This window comes from Chitinophaga dinghuensis (assembly GCF_003259435.1).
Classification (GTDB): Bacteria; Bacteroidota; Bacteroidia; order Chitinophagales; family Chitinophagaceae; genus Chitinophaga; species Chitinophaga dinghuensis.
The window spans coordinates 142040-162457 of record NZ_QLMA01000007.1; the positions used below are offsets into that span (position 1 = coordinate 142040).

Below are 20418 nucleotides of genomic sequence, written 5' to 3' on the forward strand. Positions count from 1 at the left end.
TCCGGGAATAAAGTGATCACTGTTACGACTATACGTAATACTGTATTTTTAAAGTTACCCTGATGCAGGTGTTGCTTACTGAAACCAGTTAGTTATGGATGAATTACGTCATTCTAAAATAATTATCATGCACCAGGTTATCAGGAAAAATGTCGTTTATGTACTAGTGCCCAAATTGAGAAGAATGTAATTTTATAGTGAATTAATTTGAATGCCCCCCAAATATGCTGTTTAAACCCACAAAGTACATATACAAGCGTACATTCCTTATTGAATAATTCTAACTAAACAACCCAAACAAACATGAAAAAAGTAGCCCTGTTAGTACTTGTCTTTTTGGCTGTTATTTATGCCTGTAACAAAGAGCCCAAAACTGCTGAAGTTGACCCGGTAAAACCACTGAGTAATCAGACCTTGCTGGGAGAATTGCACAATGTTGAATTGCGCAAGCTCTTAAACAACAGAAATAATCTCGGGAGAGTGAATATTGTAAATCCCCTTTCAAAAATGGTTATTCCGCCAGGAAGCACAGGAAACATTTCTGTGACACCTACTATCTCGACCTATTCAACTACTGCCGTACTGGAAGCCGCAAAAAACCAGTTACTTCAGAATCCCAACTTCAGTAATTTGCCACTGACCGTTAATCCAGCAACAGCTGCGGCTTTAGACCCAATAGTGAGTAATCTTGGTCAGAATAGTATTAAGGAAAGTTGGGCCAGTTCAATAAATGAGCCAGTGGTACTGGATTTAGTTTCAACAAGGGAGAGAGGGATGATAGGTGAAATTACCGCTGTGTTTAACAATTCATTCGCTTCCGGTGCTTCCTTACAACAGAATTATCTGACAGTAAAAAATCAACTGGCGGCAATCCGGAGCAAATATAGTAACACAGTTTTACTGCCAAATGAAGGAGAACTGTATTCTGGAATACTGGCTATTGCCGAATCTTCGAATGAATTCTGGAGCGGAGAAGGAGCCAGGTATGTAAACTCCATAATAACATACGATATTGCGGCCTACAAAAATGGTAGCCCATTTGCACTTATAAAAGATCCTGTACGTTCTCAGACACCATTCATGACTGCTGATTGTATCGGATACCTTTTAGGATGGGGAAAGGCTGTAATGGACGAGTATCATGATCATGGAAAATTAAGTATTGGTAATTCCAATTATAGGATAGGAGTGGGGCTTTTTGGCGCTGCTGCGGCCAGTCTTCTTACCTATGTAAAAGCAGGTGACCTGCGCCCTGCGCTTATTACTGTTCCAATTGATAGTATCCTCGTAAAAATTGATACAATTACTAAGAATCCAAAAATACCAATACGATAATTAAGCATTAAAAAAACAAGGTTGCGGCCTTCCTATGGACGACCGCAACCTTTCATATACTTCCCGTTGTGGGAGGATTGCCACTGATAATGTAGAAAATGTAGCCGCTAATCAACCAGTTACCGGCTATTTTATTTTGCCTGATTACTTGGTGTTCATGCCGGTGATCAGCGCAACAAGTGCGCTCGGACTAACAGGAACCGGGTTGAAAGTAATAGTGCTGTAATTATTGCCTGGAGCAGGAGCAGGGATCGTTACCGTTTTCTGATCGGCATAGTATTGACCACCGATGGAGGAAATAGCAAGGAAAGTACCGCTCTGTCCTACAGGAATAGAATTCTGATAGCTCAGGAAACCTTCATAGCCTGCTGGCGGAGTAAAAATAGTATTATAGAATTTGATGATGCTGTTTATGCCAGATGGCTTGAAATACAGCATAGTAGGCTCTTCTCCGCTATAGCTGGTATTGGTAGCCGGATTGTAATTGGAATTAAAATAGGCCAGTACCGTGGTTTTAGGGTTCGGATTACTCATTAACGCATCGCAGTTAACCCATTTGATCAGACTGTCCAGGCGGAAGTTGAGCGTACCGTTGGTACCATCAAACAGCGCATAAGCAGAAGCCGGATTGGTAACCTGCTGCCAGTCGATGCCTTTGTTGGCACTGATGGTAGTAGATATCGTGATCAACTGATTGATATAATTGTAACCGCTGGTGCTAACGGTGATGGATGTATCGCCATTCCACATAGGGATACGCTGAACATCAATTTTTGCAGGCGCCTGAACAACAATGGCGCTGTCTCTGCGCAACTGTAATGGAACGCCACCCTGACTGGCAGATACAAAAAATTCGCCGTAAGATTCCAGTTGAGCGCCAGTGTTGGTGGCGGTAGGTCTGTCGGCAAAGATCATTGCAGCCGCATTATTGATTTCTTTTACGGAGAAAGTGATAGTGCCGGAAGCAGGGCTGCCGTCGGGTCTTACCAGAGAGTTACGATATATGGTATACTTCCTGCCACTTCTGGTGGTGAAAGAAGCGCTTTCCTGGAGACTCACGGTATATGTTTCATATGCAGGACCGTTTGCTCTCAGGAATGTATGAAGCGCTAACCCGTCTTTATCAGGTGCTGCAGCAGCCATACTGGTAGCAAGATTTGCTTTCGCAGCTTCAGCAGGATCGTTTTTTAACTGCTTGGTACAGGCGCCAAGAAGCATGAGAGCAGCGATGCCGCTCGCAACATAAAGGGAATTGATTTTCATAATCTTTTCTTGAGGGAATTTAATAATCGGGTTTCAAGTGATCAGGGCTTTAATACGGGTTATAGGTTGAGTCGCTAAATTACCGCGTGTAACTGCAATAATAATTCAGAACTGTGATTTTTTTAAATATTGAGAAAAGGTAGGGGTCCAAATATTGTATAGATTACTGGTATTCAAATGCAAAAATCCGCTTCCATTATACAATGAAAGCGGATTTTATCTTACAAGCAAATAAATATCCAGTTATTTGATAGTGATATTTACGGTATGCGTTAACAGGAAATAGTATTTCGGCTGCACAACGAATATTTGTAACGTAGCATTCCCCGGCGCTACGGCGCGGTAGTGGTAGTAGTCTCTTCCAGTGGAATCTATTTCGATAGTGGTATCTGCGGTGTCACAGATAATCATATCATCCATTTCTCCGGAGAAATTAACCTTGAAGGAGTCATTTACTCTCACTTCCGGATTGCTGAGATTGACATGCATATCTACACTATCAGGAATATTATGTTTGTCCAATAGTTGTGTATTGGCAGATCCTTCTTTGATACGCATACTTATTTGGTACAACTCATCATAACTGCATTCCAAACCATCGAGTACAAAGAATATATTTTGCTGAGTCCATAGTAGCATTGGTTCTGGTGCTTCCTGGTGCTGTAATGCAACGGGACCTAATGCTGCAGGACCTCTTTCAAAGATCGTTGATGGTGGATTAGAGAAGCCGCTCAGGAACCTTTCCATAAATCGCAAAGCAGTAATACCATTTGTAGCAACGTGTATTTTGAGTTGTATCCGTTTTTGATCTTTTACGTAAGTACCGGTCTTAATAACGCCACTATCGGATAATACAATGCTTCCGGTCTCATAAGTATAGTCCTGTAACGCAAACTGCAATAGCTGATCTATATCTACCAGGAGAAACTCCGCAGATGCGGTTTTATATAATTCTTCAAAGTCGATAACAGGTTTTAATGCTTCCATTTCCAGGGTATTGATCTTTGATGCGAGTAATTTAACCAGTATTAAGCTGACAATACCTGGTTCTTGTTTGGCATCTGTTGCTTTTCCTGGTACGTTATTAGGAGGACCAAACTTTTTGTAAAGCCCGGTTTTGCTATCTATTCCTTCACTAACGTAAGTGGCTAACGTCTTATCGCCGATAAATGGCCCCTGGCAAGCATCGATGATGGAATTATTAGAAATACTCTTGGCTACGAATGCATGGTTGCCAAAAGCAGATCTTTTAGGATTGTTAATGTCAACTATTTTCTCAGGTGCACAAACTGGATTGGAAAAGAACGGATTATTGCATTGACCAACCCCAATCAAATTGGTTTGATTAATAAAGCCGAAAGGAGTCATATACACCCAGTAAGAGGAAATGCCCATTGCGCCTAGTTGTACTTGTACCAAACCTGCCTGATCATAACAATTACATAGTGCTCCGTTGGTATTGTTATAATAGTTTTTTAGCTCAAAGAATCCGCCGTCAGGACCTGGTCCATATTTAGCGGCCCCATAAACAGTGTCATATTTCTTGGAGAAGCCATCAAAGCATTGTTTGCTAATGGAGGTTGCAATTTGATCCGTAGTCATGCCTGCTGACAGCACGGTGAATATTTTTCGGTAGACCTTCACCCATACCCCAGCTTTAAACATTTCATCCGGACTGTTTGAAATCCAGTACATTTCAAGACGGGTGGTATCTGGTAGCTGGAAGGATTGATTCGCTGCCTCAATACTCCACTTGAAATCGCCATAAGATTGCAGCGCCTTACTTAAATCGGCGCCACTAAGCATAAGATCGATCATCATGATCCCCGTGCTGGTAGGGGTTATGACTTTACTTTGAAAAGTTATATTTCCACTCGCTTTAGTGCCTTTAATTTTGATAGGGACATCCGTTAATTTGCTGTTTGATATATCTAGATTGATTTTCAGGAAGGTTTGATTATTTGTCTTTACCAATATTGGATTGGCGGAATAATCGCCATCATTGTTTATCCCTCCTTGCTGCCATACGGTATTATCTAATGGCAATGCAAATCCGGAACTGCTTTTAATGCGGTAGTCGCTTTGTGCTCTCAAAGAATGAAGCGTATATGCATCCGGAACAGTTTTGTAAGATATCGTTATCTCCACTTCTACAGGATGTCCGGAGGCAGGACATGTATTATCCCACCATGCGCCATTGCTGGATCTGGCTCTGTAGCTTAATGTATAAAGGTTACTGGAGAATCCGTTTGTTCTGACGTAATTATCGTCCCGATAGGGATCGGCAAAGTTGATTTTGAACCGGAGGTTCTCTATTTCGCTATTTGTTCTGTAGATGAACCATCCTTCCGACCCGTTAGAGCCGGATGCATGCAAACATTGGAATTGAACACTGCTGCTTCGGGCAGAAATCCAACTCGGAGGAGCGGTCTTCCAACTTCCTAATGTTGCAGCGGAACCATCTAATTGCAGCGGGGAATTAAGATTATTCTTAATAGTAATATAAGTCGAAAAATCGCCCATAAATAGTTAGGTTTATTTGAGGTATAGAAATTGGGGAAAAAGAAGTATTATCGTTATTAAATATACATTTATTTCAGTAAATAAAAAATATTTTAACTATGACTAAAGCGGAACAGGTTTTTCATAAAATAGCCGGCGAATTACCCAATGTGAAGGAAACGGAGATATTATGTGCCTATGCCATAAAAATGGAGCAAGGAGTGACCATAGCTTTGTTATGGAAAGATGATATGGTGTTCAGATTGGAAGGAGCCGACAAGGAAGAAGCATTACAGATAGAAGGCGCAAAAATATTTTGTCCAAGAGGGGAGGAACGACCTATCAATAGTGGAGTACTCATTCCTTTTGAGCAGTCGCAATACTGGAAAACATATGCGCTGAAAGCGTTTAATACTTATTATAGGAATGAGTAATTTTGTTTGCATAAAATTTACTATTCTAAACCTGCTGCCATGGTGTCCAAATTCGTCCAACTATTTTCACTGATTGCCCTGATTACGCTCTTTGCTCTTCAGGTGCACGCCCAGGATAAATATGGAAAAGTAACGTACAACAAAAAGAACATAAGCGAATTAATAACTGGTAGAAATCCCGAATTTGGAATAACAGGGAGAGATGGCTGCGTAGTATCCGGAAAGCTGTATCTGGAGCTGCGGGATATGGATGTGCAGCATATAGAAGGATGGGTGCGAGATGAGCATACCGGTCAGGGCTTATCAGGCGCCAGCGTCCAATTGACGAGAAAGAATGGCCCAATAGAAAAGTTGGTAACTGATTCAACTGGAAAGTTTATATTGTTGAAGGCTGCGCCCATGAAAGAAATGAAGGTATTGTATATAGGATTTTGGCCGCTACAGATAAAGGGTTCGAAGGAAAAACTGTTTTAGTGATTTGTAAGAAAAATTTGATTGTTCGCAACTAACCCATTAGCGTTTTTACGTTTCGAATGCGCAGAGAGGCAGTTTGAACTACATCTCTCATAATAATCTTTTCATGAAATTATTTTATTTAGATACATACTATGAATTTTGAATGAACATATTATATTTGTTGAACGATTTATGACTGCGTGAACAACCATTATTAACAACCCAACCAATTTTTAATTGCATTAAAAGATACCATTCAATTTAACCGACAACAAATTGTTGCCCAGGAAGTAGTGAAATAGATATTGATGAGATCCTTATTTTTTCAAATTCATTATTCATGTTTTGTGCTGCTTAAGAGATAAGGCATTTATCCCTTATGTCTATGCATAGTACTATCTGAAAATCTAGATAAGCCTTGAAACGCCTATTAATTATGGTGTCCTCATTGCTATGTCTGGTATTGTCTGCATGCACCCGCCATCAGGTGGAAGTGCGTTCTGGAATACTGGAATATGCCCTGAAGGATGCAAAGAACCAACAACGTAAGCTGATTGTTTTTGCCGGTAATTCTGAGCGTTTGGATGTAGAAGCACTAAAAGGGTTATTGGAAAAACGCCCATCAATTACCAATAAGATTTTTAACGACTATCTGATTTATACATGTGATCAGCATTATTTAGCGAATCATACATTAGACTTTATTGCGGGAGATGACAGCCAGTTGTCCTGCTTTTTTTTCGATGAAAATGGAGTACTGCAGGCATTTCTGGCGAAAAGAAATAGTATGGCAGCTTATGCAGATTCATTGACCAGTTTGATAGTTGATTTTCCGAAAAATAATAGCAATGTTGCGGAGAAGAGAGATTTACTCTTGCTACAACAGACATTGTTAGCCCATGATAATATGGATGCTGGTACGCTGAAAACAGTGGAAAGGCTGAAGCAATATGATGATAAGCAGACCGCTTTCTATCGTTTATATCTCCTGGCAAAATCATATAGCACTATTGCTCCTGATTCAGCTGCAAAGTTTGCATCCGAAGCATTGCAGATGGAATCTACAGAACTACTCATGCTTTATTTTCCACTGAGGAATGAATTGGTTTATTTATCAGGCGGAAGCTTTGATGAGGGGCCTCATATTCAATTTGAAGAAGAAGCAAAATGGGTAGGAGAAATGAAACGAGGTGATACAATTAATTTTGAATATCATTATTTAAACAATGGAAATAAACCATTACACATATTGCGGCAGGAACCATCCTGTAGTTGCACAGTCATCAACTACAAGGATACGTTGTTGCAACCAGGTGGAAAAGGTATTTTGAATGTGACCTACGCTGCAGCATATAAAGGTCCATTCGCACAAATTCTATCTGTCAAAAGCGATGCTACAAATGGTGAGATGAAACTTGTTTTTAAAGGTATATCGAACTGACCATGTTGTTTCCTTCATAAATCGTTAGGGTTTACACAGTCGTCGTTTTCTTCATTGATTTAATCAAACAAGATGTTTTTTAAAGGATTTACCCGGATGCTAGCAATAGCTTCCTGTGCAGGGATGCTCATGTCCTGTCATAACCAGTCAAAAAGTGTATTTTTCTCTGGAACGCTAAGCCAGGCGTTTGAGGAGGCTGCCAGACAAAAAAAGTACCTGCTGGTTGTTTCTGAAAATGAACAATGTCCGCCTTGTGTTACATGGAATAGTTTACTGACAGAGAATAAGCAGGTAAAGGAAATGTTGGCAGATAAGTATTTGCTATACAGGTGTGTTCGTCAGGTGAAAGGGAATGAAATTCTTTCTTATTCACTTAATTCAGTTGGTAGCCCTACCACTATTCTCTATAACCAAAGGGGAGAGATTGGTAGTATTATTACCGGGAACAAGAAAGAAGATGAGCTGATTACAGAGCTATATGCATTTGAAAATGAACGGAGCATGTTCCGTTTTTATACGAAGCGGGCATCAGACAGTAATCATTTAGGTACTCCGCCAAAGGCAATTGAAAAGAGCCTGCAGGCCATGCTTGCCTTTCAGGCAGCAGGCAATGATACCAGCAAATGGAGGACTGCACTCACCGCTGTACAAGCAGCTGCCATGAGTCAACCTTACTTCTACAATTGTTATCTGAGTGCTATGCTTAACAATAAGCTTGGCGATAAGTCTCAGTCCAGGAAATGGGCCTTGAAAGCGTTGGAGTTAACGGGTTCCTATGAAATGCTGCTGTACAGAGATTTGTTGAATGAGACCAAAACCTACGCTGATACTACCCTTACAATGGAAAATGCGCCCTACCTGGCTGTCGCTCAATCAAAAATTACTCTGGGAGTGCTAAAATTCAGAGAGAAAAAAGTATGGCAAATTTCGGTCTACAACAAAGGTAAAAATCCGTTGCTCCTGCATCAGGCGGTTGCGTCTTGCTCCTGTCTTAGTGCGGTATGTCCTAAAGCGCCTATTGCTCCCGGCGACTCGGCGATAATTCAGCTATCCTATGATGCCAGTAGTCATGGCGTATTTAATCGTGGCTTGTCTATCCTGAGTAATGCCAGAAATACCATCATGGAAGTAGCGGTAAGTGGGGTGGTAGAATAATAGGCTATATCTCATAACCAAGATCGTACATCAATTATCGCCTGATGATTTAAAGATCAACAGGGAACAGGGAATGGTATGTCTATAAGTCGTTCATAAAGAAGTTCATTTTTATTATTCACTTTAAAATCAAAATTCAAAAACATGAAAAAAATCATGATGGCTGCAGTTGCGGCATTGGGGATTTTTACGGCTGTACATGCCCAGACCTACATGAGGGACCCTCAGGATTGTAGTAAGTTTTACAAATGTGAAAATGGGACAAAAATCGAATTCACCTGTAGCCCCGGACTAGTGTTCAATATGCAAACGCAGGTATGCGATTGGCCACAGAACACAGATTGCGATGGCGGTTTTGGTTTTGCTGATGCTAGTTCTAGTTCCGATGGTCTTTGCCCTTTACTTGGCGTTTCTAATCCTGTCGTTTGTGGTACAATAACCGTCGCAGCAAATACGGAGGTACTCTTTGAATTGGACGCAAATGTTGACCTTACTAAGTACGTGAAAATCGCGGAGGTTGTTGTAAATGGTAAAACAATGGTGAAGTATAGGTCTAAAGAGACTACCACTAGAAATCTGTACATGGATACATGTCCGGGTTATGCTGGTTTCTGTACTAAAACTGCTTGCCAGTAATCATTTTCTATCATTGTCATGTATTTAAAGGTATTTTTTTATTCACCTTAAAATCAAAATTCAGCAAAATGAAGAAAATCATCATGGCTGTTATTGCAGCAATTGGATTGTTTAGCGTAGTAAGGGCGCAAAGTGTCCTGATACCTGATCCTACAGATTGTTCCAAGTTTTACCAATGTTCCAACGGTACTTTAATTTCTAGAAACTGCCCTCCAGGTCTTGTATTCGATAAGGACAGAGACCTGTGCGACTTGCCGGCAAACGTTGGGTGCGAGACTGATCCAACTGCAAGCGCTCCTACCGAATGTACCATGCTTGGGGATGATAGCCCTACTGTTTGTGGTACAACCACTATCGAAGCAAATACAGAGGTATACTTTGATTTAGGGGTGGATGTAGATCTTACCAAGTATGTGAAAATTGCAGAGGTAGTTGTAAATGGTAAAACTATGGTGAAGTATCGGTCTAAAGTGACCACGACTAAAAACATGTACATAGAGACCTGTCCTGGTTATGCGGGTAGCTGTACAAAGCACAAATGCGAATAATCATTTTGCACCATTCAGACTGGATAATTATTTATCCAGTCTGTTTAATTTCAATTTTATTCCGATGCAAAAATATAGAAGTTTAGCACTACTGGCTATGATAGCCAGTGTAATGTATGGATGTAGTAATAACAAGCCCGAAGAGAATATTGACTTGAGCACTGCCAGCGTATTAAAAATAGATAAAGCAGTACCTGAGATATTGATCGATTCATTAAGTGAGCAGGGCTCATTAACCATACTTCCATTAGAAACCGCTGAGCGTTCTTTGATTGGTAAAGTCAATTACCTGTACAAAACTGACAGTTCGTTTGTAGTGGGAGAACAGAATGGAGCCATCAAAGTATTTACTACTAATGGTAAGTTTATCCGGGCTATTGGGGCAATGGGTAAAGGACCATTTGAACACTTGACTCCGACCGATATTCGTTACAATGATTATTCAAAGAATGTAGAAGTAATGGACATCGGTCTCAAATTTACTGGTTATAAGATAGCAGGTGGTAACGATTTTGAGAATTTGGAGTTGATGAAGCAATATAAACCTACCCTGTTTTTTCCATTGGGTCAGAAGAAATATGCGCTGTACAATAATAGTAATGTGATGAGTGCAGACGATGATGAGACAAATAGATTTTATATAATAGAAAATGGAAAGGCCACAAGCAAAGCGTTACCTTTTCAGAGTACAAAAGTGGTCAGGCAGATTATATCGGCCAACCAGTTTAGTAATGTCGGGAAAACCTCCATTTTTTATGAAACAGGATTTCCGGTTGTGTATACCATCACAGATAAACTAACACCAAGATATTATATTGATTTTAGGAATATTCTGCCCAAAGAACAGTTTAGTTATGAGAAAGTTGGCGCGCTTATCCGTGGAAAAGAAGAAGGGAAGTTTTTTCGCATATTTGAATTTACCGAAGGACAGCGCTTTATTCTTGGTAATATAGACTACTTGCAGTCTGCCTCATTTTTTATGTATGATAAGAAAATGAATAAAGGAGTATATACGGGATTAGGATTTTTATATGATAAGCTCAAAATCCGTTCTTTTAAAATAGATTTTATGGATCAGGAAGATACCGCCTATGCTGTTCTGACCGCTGTGAGTATTATTAATGCCCAAAAACAACTGAGAGAAAGTGACCCGGATTTGACAGACCTACAAATTCGCAACTTCCTTGCGTTGAAAGTGGATACCTATGATAATCCATTTATCATTTCATTTAAGCTGAAACAATAATCATGAGAAAATTTTTGCTTCCCTTATTACTGCTGGTAGGCGGTATCGGCGCGGTTATGTTCACTCGCCTGAAATATGAACAAACCATAAAATTACAGGAAGCTACCTTAAGAGCCACTATGGTGGATCGTTATAACGCAAATGCAACGCTGAAAGATCAACGTTGGAAGGATATTATTGCTATGGGAGATAATGGAGCTCTTCTGAAAAGCGATGCAATGACGCCGGTACAGGCAAAGAAAGGTGGGGATGTCATGTCAACGATAATACCTCCGGTACTTGTTTTTCGCTTTACCTCCATGAATTGTGGTACCTGTGTAGACTCCACAATTGATGTATTTAAACAAAAGCTGATAGGAACCAGTTTGGAAAAACATGTACTTTTTTTGGTGTCCTATGATTATGAAAATTATCTGAATGAGTGGGTACGTCTCAATGAAATCAAACTTCCCATTTTCTCAATTCCACTGAATGATATGCCACTGCTGGCGGAAAAGGAGAATGCGCCTTACCTGTTTTATTATGGAAAAGATCAAACAGTTTCCTATCTGTTTTTTCCGGACAAACACGATAAGGCATCTACCATGAAGTACCTGGACCTCATGAAGAATAAATTTTTTAACAACTAAACAACTGGTATGAAGCATGTGAGTTGGAAAGCGTCCACCCTGATGATCCTGATAATATCCTGTAGCAACCAGGCTAAACAGGAGCGGACTTTGGTGACAGATAAAATTGTGGTATCAAAAGAACCGGAAGCAGTGGCGACTGCCATCGCAAAGAAGGAAATGTTTAATACAGAATTGTTTTTTAACGGAAAGGCGGAGTGCCTGGAAAAACAGGAAATCCGCCTGCAGGTATCAGAGCCTTTGCTCCAGGTCCTGGTAGTAAATGGACAAAATGTAACTGCTGGACAGGTAATCGCAAGACAAGATGCATCCGCATTGCAACGGAAGCTGCAACGAGTGGCAGAATCGCTGCAGCAGGCAGAAATAGCGCTGGATGACCGGTTAATTGATTACGGATACCGTTTGGCAGACAGTAACCGTATTCCCCCTGATATCCTGAAAATGGCCAGAATTAAAAGCAATTATAATGCTGCCAGACTGGATTATGCTGACGTAAAAAGAGAATTGCTAAAAACGGAAATTACAGCCCCTTTTTCCGGCAAAATTGTAAATCTCAGTACGAAAGCGGGTACCTACGGCCAGAATTTGCAAGTCCTCTGTTCAATAGTGGAAGATAAGTCCATGCAAATCGTATTTCCCATTCTGGAGTCCGAATATACCTATGTAAAAACAGGGATGTCTATTGTTGTTACTCCCGTTGATTATCCGGACAAAAAATGCGTTGGAAAGATTATGTCCATCAATCCACAGGTAGATGCCCATGGTATGATCAGCGTTACTGGGGTAGTTGCCAATGGCAGTAGTAATTTGTTGGATGGAATGAGCGTACAGGTGACGGCACAATCTGCCCTGGGAGCACGCCTGCAAGTGCCATTGGCTGCAGTGGTAGAGCGGCAAGGCAGACAGGTTGTATTCACGCTGGAGGATGGACGAGCCAGGTGGAACTATGTCGAAATTGCCGAAAGAAACGCTACGAATGTGGTTGTCACCAATGGTTTACAGGAAGGACAGAAGATCATCATCTCCCATAATGCTACCCTGGCACATAATGCGGTAGTCACCGAAAGAATGTTGAAATGAACGAAAAGAAACCGGTCATATCCGCCTATTCAATGGTGATCATATTCGTGGTGCTGGCACTTTCCGGAGGAATACTGCTGACCCGTCTTCCCGTTAGTTTTAACCCTACCGTAGGAACAAATGCAGCCGGTATTTCTTTTTCATGTGCAGGAATGTCTGCCCGGCAAATAGAATCCGAAGTTACAGCTGTAATGGAGTCCGCAGTGATGGGAGTGGAGGGCGTGAAGGAGGTGAAATCAAACTCCTATAACGGCTTTGGCAGCCTGCAAATTTCTTTCGAAGAAGGATGCCCTATATTCCGGGCGAGGACTGAACTAGCACAGATCATCCGGCAATTATATCCTGCACTGCCTAAAACTTGTTCTTATCCGATCATTCACATTCAGTCGGAAGATGATACAAACGACCAGTCATTGCTCGTCATCACTGTTTGTAGTAAGCAACCGGTGGCTGGAATTTGCCGCTTGCTGAAGGCAACTGTTATTCCTGCCCTGACAGGAATTAAAGGCATATCCCGTGTAAATATCAGTCCGGAAAGCAATTTAAAATGGAAGCTCTATTATCGTCCTGAGCAGCTTCAAAGCGCAGGCATTTCTCCGGCAATACTTGCTTCGCGCTTCCAGGAACACCGCTTCGCGGCGGATCTGGGCTATCCGGGAATGGGAGATAATTGGGACACCAGTACAGCTCCTGTTAAACTAACTTCAGCGGAGAATGACACCATACCGGCGACCAGCCCCTTTATTACGGTGAATCAGCGTCAGTATGTCCTGTCTCAACTCTTAACACCCGTGTTGGCCGCAAATGATGGCTATCCGAGAACTAAAATAAACGGCGTCAATACAATTGACTTGAATATTAGTGTAGGCGCTGCAGAAAACGTAATTACAATTGCCCCCATCGCCATAGCGACCATTCAATCCCTGCTGAAGAATCAGGAAGTAACTTTTTTTCAGAAATTTAATGCAGCAACCCAAATATCTCAGGAGATAAAAATGGTCCTTATACGTACACTCATCTCTCTCATCGGACTATTTATCTTTATCTGGTTGATTTATAGGAACTATGCCTATCTCTGGTTAACTATTCTTTCGCTCCTTGTTAATATCCTGATTTCATTTGCCTGCTCTTATATGCTGGGTATTGGCATCGACACCTGGATGCTGGCTGGTATTGCGATCAGTATGGGCCTTACAATTGATGGATTCATCGTGGTAACGGATCATGTGATGCGGTTCCGCAATAAGAAAGTATTTACTGCACTTGTGGTGGCGCACCTTACCACCATGTGTACCCTGGTGATTATGTTTTTCCTGGACAAGTCATTGCAACTCACCATGAAAGGGTTTGTGTGGGCAGTATTGATAAATCTGCTGGTATCGCTTCCGGTGGCATACTATTTTGTGCCTTCCCTGTTGCAGTTAATGTCAGTACCAACCATCATCAACAAGCGTTCCTTCCGGCAAAGAAGACGCTTCTGGCGACAAACGAATAGATTGGGTGTTATCCATTCATTTATTCTTCTTCATAAAAAGAAAGTAATAGTGGGGCTGATATGGCTATTCGGGATACCATTGTTTCTGTTGCCGGCAAATATAGACCAAAAATATTCCTGGAGCCGCCCTGTCAATAAGTACCTGAACAGCGATAATGGAAGAACTGTTCGTAAAGGCGTGGAGACCACGCTGGGAGGAGTTTTTCGCCTATTCATGCAAACAAGTGCCAACAATAAATCGGAAGGGAAAGACCGGACCGGCTTAAACATATCCATGTCTGTTGCACCAGGTGCAAAGAGCCGTTTTATTACCTCCGTCGCCAATCAAGTAGATAGTATTATCAATACCGTAGCTGGAATTGATACTTGTATAAGCGTTATCCATGATGCGGAAAACGCAAACATTTTTGTCTCTTTTAAACCAGCTTATGAAGAGAGTGATGTGCCGCTGCAGCTTAAGGAAGGGTTGCAGGAGTGGGCGCAGAATACGGGCCTGTTGAATTTCGAAATCAGCGGCGTAGGGAGGACCTTCAGTAATAATCTGACAGAAGATAATACCAATTATTCCCTGGTGGTTACTGGTTACAACCTCGATAAGGTAATCGCGATCTCAGAGGAAGTAAAAACCATGTTGAAAGCGAATAGCAGGGTACGACGGATATATACCTCCACAAATTCCAGGGTGTCCAATGACAGAAATGCCGAATTCACTTATGTATTCAGATTGAAATCAGCCACCCGACTGCAAGTCCGACAGTTTGATTTTTTTCGGGCAACCACAGGTATTGCCACATTATCCGCAGACGAAATTCCGGTAGCATGCTCCTGGGACGGATCTGATGTGCCAGTATACTTAAGTCCGTTTAGTTTGAAGGAACGTTCAGAATGGGAACTGTTACACCAACCTGTATCGCTTGATTCCGGCGTTATTTTTAAACTGCATGATCTGGCTACTATAGAAAAAGAAGGGAATAGTATAGAAATCTCCCGGAAAGCGCAGGAATACTCCTTATTCATCAACTATAGCTTTTTTGGGGAGATGGATGCAGGCAAGTTTCTGGAAGATAATATCATCGATCAGATGGAAGAGAAACTCCCCGTAGGTTATAAAATAACAGATGAACGTAATTACGGTGAAGTGGTGACTACCGTTCCTATGTACCTTATCCTGTTGATAGCGGTCGTACTGATATTTATTCTTTGCAGTGTGCTGCTGAATTCCCTGTTGTATGCATGGGCAGTCATTTGGATGATGCCATTATCCTTCATCGGAGTATTTGTGGCTGCAGTAGTATTTCATATCCGGCCTGACAGCGGATCTTTCGCTGCAATGGTTTTTCTTGCTGGCATAGCCGTTAACTGGGCATTGTATATACTGAATGACTACAGTCAGTTGGTGCCGAATACCCAACGTTCTGCTGTAAGTATTTATCTGCGCGCATTTCAGCGAAAATTAATTCCCATTATACTGAGTGCCATTTCTGCCATTATCAGCGTATTACCCTTTGTAATAGGTGGTGATGGGAATGATTTCTGGTTCGCATTCGGTGTTTGTACGCTAGGTGGATTACTGGCGTCCGTTATTGGAACTATTTTATTATTGCCGGCCTTTTTAAGGCTTCAGATCAAGAAAGATTAGTATGTATGTGAGTTATCTTATAAAAAAGCCGGTAGCGGTTTTTATGACATTTGCGGCATTGTTGGTGCTGGGTTTTCTGGCGGTTTGTAAGGTGACTGTTTCACCACTGCCAGCGGTGAAGATGCCTGAACTGGTAGTAACTGCTTTCAGAAGCAATGTCAGTACTACTGAAATGGAAACCACGGTTACAAAGTTGCTGAGAGAGCAATTGGGCATGTTACAGCAGGTAGATGCCGTTACTTCTGAAACAAGAGATGGCATGGCTACCATTAAAGTCAGATTTCAGTTTGGGGTAAATATGGAATATGCCTACCTGGAAGCCAATGAGAAAGTAGACCATCTAATGAATGGACTGCCAAAGGGAATGGATCGCCCAAAGGTAAATAAGGTGAATACCAGTGATCTTCCCGTCTTCTATATCAATATTTCTTCCCGGTCTCCGCTTCGCGTACAAGAAGAGTGGGAGCTTTCTGACTTTGTCAGACAGGTGGTGAAAAGAAGATTGGAACAACTGCCGGAAGTGTCTCTGGCAGATGTTACCGGATACAGAGAACCTGTGATTATTGTAACGCCACGCCCGTCGGCACTGGCTACACTGGGCATTTCCACCACCCAGTTTCAACAAATCCTGGAGAAAAATAAAATCGCGGGTACCACTACAGTTGGAGATGGGGTATATCAATACCAGGTACGTTTTTCAGAACCAGGCATTACCACTGTTGAGCAAATATTGAATCATACCTTTATGGTGCAGGAACGTTTGCTGCGCCTGCGAGATGTGGCAGACGTGGCCATGAAACCGCAAACCTCCTCGGGGGTGTTTCTGGTCAATCGTCAGTACGGCCTGAATGTAGCCATCTTAAGACAAGGAAACGCAAGGATCGGAGCCGTTAAAGAACAAGTAGCTTCACTATTAGATAAATTACGAAAGGAATATCCCAACCTCTCATTCGAGGAAGTAAGGGATCAAGCGGTAATGCTGGACTATTCCATAGCTAATCTGTGGCAGGATTTACTGATAGGCGGCGCTTTAGCTATGGCGGTATTATTCCTGTTCTTTAGAAACTATCGTATTCCTTTGTTGATATGTATCAGTATTCCAGTTTCGCTGTTACTGAGTATGCTGCTGTTATATCTATGCGGATTAAGCATTAATATAGTATCCTTGGCTGGTCTGGCATTGGGAATAGGATTAATTATAGATAATACTGTAATTGTTATTGATAATATCAGCTATTATTTTCAACAACAGTATTCATTGGAAGAAGCCTGTAATAAAGGCACCATGGATATTATCAGGCCATTGTTGTCCTCAGGACTCACCACCAGTTCTGTGTTCTTCCCGCTGATTTTTGTCAGCGGTATTGCAGGCGCACTTTTCTATGAACAAGCGCTTGCGGTGATTATTGCCGCTTCTGTCTCATTTTTGGTGGCAGTAACCTTGATGCCGGTATTGTATTACTGGCTACATCATTCGACCAGCAAAAAAAATGTTATAACGCTGGAGAAAGAGAGATCGTCCATCCTGGAAAGGATCTATGAGAGAGGGTTTAAGTGGGTGTTTAAAAACAAGGTGGTCACACTTATTTTGGTATTGCTACTCTTGTGTGGCGGCAAATTTATTTTTCGGCAACTGCCTGCAGAACAGCTTCCCGCCACTGAGTCTTCCGAGATGATGATTCATGTAAACTGGGGCGATAAGATTCAAATTGCGGAGAATGTCCGCAGAACAAATATCCTGAGAGAGGCTACTGGAAAATTACTGGAGGTATTCAATGCGGAAATAGGTACCCAGCAATATCTGATATCGAGAGGCCAGCCACAACTGCCAGGAGAAACAAATATTTATCTGAAGGCCACATCGCCTGCTACATTACTCAAAGCCAAAGAAAGTATTAAAAGGATAATGATAACAGCATATCCTTCCGCAGAAGTAACCTATACCCAACCTGAAACGCCACTGGAACAAACGTTCACGAAAAGCCGGTATAACCTGATCGTACACCTGAAAAGCATACATCCATCTGTATTACCTGCCATATCCGAGGTGCAAAGAATGCATCAATCCCTGATGACGGCCTTTCCGGAGGCAGACATTGCAGCTTTGCCAGTGGGGCATGCATATAAAATAATGATAAACCAGGAAAGACTGGTACGTTATGGTATTAATCCGAAAGAGCTCCGGGATAAGGTGTTGATGATGCTGAACGGTACTGAGGTGGGGCTGCTGGATAATAGCAGTAACGCAATTCCCGTAGTGTTGGCAGCCAGACGTCAACACCTGGAAGATATTATAGCGCAGGAGAAAATACCGTCTGCAAACGGAAATGCTGTGCCAGTCAAAGAGTTAGTAAGACTCGGGTCTGATGAAGGCTATCAAACCCTTTTCGGAGACAGATCGGGCGCCAACGTACCAATTAATATCAATACAAAACAACCCGATAGAATAATGAAGGCGGTGGATGAGCTGATGAAAGCTTATCCTGAGCTAACCGTGAGCTATTCCGGATCCTGTTTTAGCAACCAGGATATGATCTCAGAGATGATGGTAATTGCTATAATTACTGTTGGCTTGTTGTACTTTATCCTGGCAGCCCAATTCGAATCGCTGATCCAACCGCTAATAGTATTGCTTGAGTTACCGGTTAGTGCCAGTGGCGCCTTGCTAATGCTATATCTCGCCGGTTCGTCCATCAACCTGATGTCCTTGATAGGACTCATCATCATGAGCGGGATCATTATCAATGATTCTATTATGAAACTAGATACCATCAATAAATTGATTAAGGAAGAAGGATATGCGCTTACCACGGCTATACATCTGGCAGGAAAGCGTCGACTCCGGGCAATCCTCATGACCAGCCTGATCACCACCTTTTCCATTCTTCCATTCCTGTTTGGGAGTAATATGGGGGCTGTCCTACAACGTCCTCTTTCCCTCGTCATAATTGGAGGAATGACATTAGGGGCATTGGTTAGTTTATACTTCATACCGCTGGTATATTATACTTACTACTCCCGCTTTAAAATGAAAAGAATAGTTGACCAATCAAAATAACTTATGAAAGTTCGTATATCCCTGGTAGTAATGCTCCTCTGTTGCTGCTATGCTGCTAAGGCTCAACAAATAAAATTGCAATTAGAGGAGGCTGTTTATACTGCACAACAAAACTCCCTGGATAAGAAAATTGCCAGGAGTTCACTTTATTCTTCCTTCTGGACCTATCAGTCCTTCAAAAGCAGTTTGTTGCCATCATTGCGATTAGTTGGAACGATACCTAATTACAACAGATCGATCAATAAAATTACTATGCCAGATGGAAAGGATGCATTTGTGACGCAGAATATTTCTTATTCTTCCATGATGCTGCAGGTAAATCAGAGCATTGGCCTAACGGGAGGTAACCTTTCCTTTTATTCCTCTCTTAACAGAATTGACATCTTTGGAGGACGTAAGGACCAGCAATATTCTTCTGTACCTTTTTCTATTTCCTATAATCAGAATACACTATTCTATAATGCCTTTAAATGGCAGAAGCAGATTACGCCATTGCAGTATAAACAAAGTGACAAAGCCTATACCGAAAAGCTGGAATCAATAGGGGAAACAACCGTCGCTAAGTATTTTTCTTTACTGGCTCTACAGAAGCAGGTATTCCTGGATATGCAAAATTTGCTGAATGCCGATACATTATTTAGTCTCACACAACAAAAATTTAGTATCGGAACAAGAGATAAGAACGATTTACTGCAATCACAACTTAATCTGGAAAGCGCAAAAATTAGTTTGCAAAATGATAAAATCAGCTATGAACAGCAACGACAAGACTTTATACAATACCTGGGGTTGGGAGAGAATGATTCTCTGCAGTTGATTATTCCGGAAAACCTGAAGTTCTTTACTATAGACCAGGAGAAAGCGTTGGGGGAAGCGGCATCCAACAGGGCAAAGGTACTAGAGTGGCGGATTCGCCGACTGCAAGCTGAACAGAATGTACGTCAGGCAAAATCTCAGGCGGCGCCTGTTATTGGAGTAACGGCCAATTTGGGGATGTCAAAATCTGGTCCTGACCTTGGCAATGTATATCGACAACTGGAACAACAACAGGTGGTAGCGGTACAACTGTCCATTCCTTTGGTGGATTGGGGGGTTAATAAGGCGGCAATACGAAAAGCGGCCTATGATAAGGAGGTCACTGCGGCCTCTATTGATCAGGAGAATATTAGTTTCCGGCAGGAGATTTTATTGCAAACAATGCGATGGAATGCTTTACAGGAACAACTAAAATCGGCCAAACTGGCCTTGGAAATTGGAAATGAACGCTATACTATCGCAAAAGAAAAGTATATAAAAGGCTCCCTCAGCTTTACAGAGTTCAATAGCGCCCAACAACAGAAAGATATGTCAACCATCACCTGGATCAATGTTCTGCGGGATTACTGGACCATGTACTACACTATCAGAAGACTGACACTATTCGATTTCAAAGAAGGAAAACGCATTGCATACAATACCGCTGATTTTTAAGACGTATCAACATAAAAGCCGCTTGAATCCT

Annotated in this window: 15 protein-coding genes; 13 read left to right on the forward strand and 2 right to left on the reverse strand. The window is 41.7% G+C overall.

Features of this window, described 5'->3' with window-relative positions; genetic code table 11:
- Window positions 1-303: 303 nt before the first annotated feature.
- On the forward strand, window positions 304-1335 hold the full coding sequence (locus CLV59_RS20450; RefSeq protein WP_111593941.1) for a hypothetical protein: 1032 nt from the start codon (window positions 304-306) through the stop codon (window positions 1333-1335).
- Window positions 1336-1479: 144 nt separating this feature from the next.
- On the opposite strand, the gene CLV59_RS20455 is transcribed toward CLV59_RS20450, so the two are convergent.
- Window positions 1480-2598, reverse strand: a complete 1119-nt coding sequence (locus tag CLV59_RS20455; protein WP_111593942.1) for a hypothetical protein — start codon at window positions 2596-2598, stop codon at window positions 1480-1482.
- A 243-nt stretch (window positions 2599-2841) separates the two neighbouring features.
- Window positions 2842-5121: a hypothetical protein gene (locus CLV59_RS20460; RefSeq protein WP_111593943.1), complete on the reverse strand. Its 2280-nt coding sequence runs from the start codon at window positions 5119-5121 to the stop codon at window positions 2842-2844.
- A gap of 98 nt (window positions 5122-5219) precedes the next feature.
- Here CLV59_RS20460 and CLV59_RS20465 point away from each other — a divergent pair, with 98 nt between their 5' ends.
- The 12 genes from CLV59_RS20465 (at window position 5220) to CLV59_RS20520 (ending at window position 20387) form a co-directional block, all read left to right on the forward strand.
- Window positions 5220-5534: a hypothetical protein gene (locus CLV59_RS20465; RefSeq protein WP_111593944.1), complete on the forward strand. Its 315-nt coding sequence runs from the start codon at window positions 5220-5222 to the stop codon at window positions 5532-5534.
- Between the two features lie 39 nt (window positions 5535-5573).
- Window positions 5574-6008, forward strand: coding sequence for a peptidase associated/transthyretin-like domain-containing protein (locus CLV59_RS20470; RefSeq protein WP_111593945.1), 435 nt, complete (start codon window positions 5574-5576; stop codon window positions 6006-6008).
- Window positions 6009-6408: 400 nt separating this feature from the next.
- Window positions 6409-7431 carry a DUF1573 domain-containing protein gene (locus CLV59_RS20475; RefSeq protein WP_146616260.1) on the forward strand — a complete coding sequence of 341 codons (1023 nt, stop codon included), beginning with the start codon at window positions 6409-6411 and terminating at the stop codon, window positions 7429-7431.
- Window positions 7432-7527: 96 nt separating this feature from the next.
- A complete protein-coding gene (locus tag CLV59_RS20480; protein WP_170137842.1) occupies window positions 7528-8586 on the forward strand; it encodes a DUF1573 domain-containing protein in 1059 nt (352 codons plus the stop codon).
- A gap of 144 nt (window positions 8587-8730) precedes the next feature.
- A complete protein-coding gene (locus CLV59_RS20485; protein WP_111593948.1) occupies window positions 8731-9222 on the forward strand; it encodes a chitin binding peritrophin-A domain-containing protein in 492 nt (163 codons plus the stop codon).
- Window positions 9223-9290: 68 nt separating this feature from the next.
- Window positions 9291-9770: a carbohydrate-binding module family 14 protein gene (locus CLV59_RS20490; protein WP_111593949.1), complete on the forward strand. Its 480-nt coding sequence runs from the start codon at window positions 9291-9293 to the stop codon at window positions 9768-9770.
- A gap of 64 nt (window positions 9771-9834) precedes the next feature.
- A complete protein-coding gene (locus CLV59_RS20495; protein ID WP_170137843.1) occupies window positions 9835-11016 on the forward strand; it encodes a 6-bladed beta-propeller in 1182 nt (393 codons plus the stop codon).
- Window positions 11017-11018: 2 nt separating this feature from the next.
- Window positions 11019-11645 (forward strand): hypothetical protein, encoded by a 627-nt coding sequence (locus CLV59_RS20500; protein WP_111593951.1) that lies wholly within the window; start codon window positions 11019-11021, stop codon window positions 11643-11645.
- Between the two features lie 9 nt (window positions 11646-11654).
- Window positions 11655-12725, forward strand: coding sequence for an efflux RND transporter periplasmic adaptor subunit (locus CLV59_RS20505; RefSeq protein ID WP_111593952.1), 1071 nt, complete (start codon window positions 11655-11657; stop codon window positions 12723-12725).
- Window positions 12722-15859 (forward strand): efflux RND transporter permease subunit, encoded by a 3138-nt coding sequence (locus CLV59_RS20510; RefSeq protein WP_111593953.1) that lies wholly within the window; start codon window positions 12722-12724, stop codon window positions 15857-15859. The genes CLV59_RS20505 and CLV59_RS20510 overlap by 4 nt, the downstream gene beginning before the upstream one ends.
- Window position 15860: 1 nt before the next feature.
- Window positions 15861-18917, forward strand: a complete 3057-nt coding sequence (locus CLV59_RS20515; protein ID WP_111593954.1) for an efflux RND transporter permease subunit — start codon at window positions 15861-15863, stop codon at window positions 18915-18917.
- Between the two features lie 3 nt (window positions 18918-18920).
- A complete protein-coding gene (locus tag CLV59_RS20520) occupies window positions 18921-20387 on the forward strand; it encodes a TolC family protein (protein WP_111593955.1) in 1467 nt (488 codons plus the stop codon).
- Window positions 20388-20418: the final 31 nt, after the last annotated feature.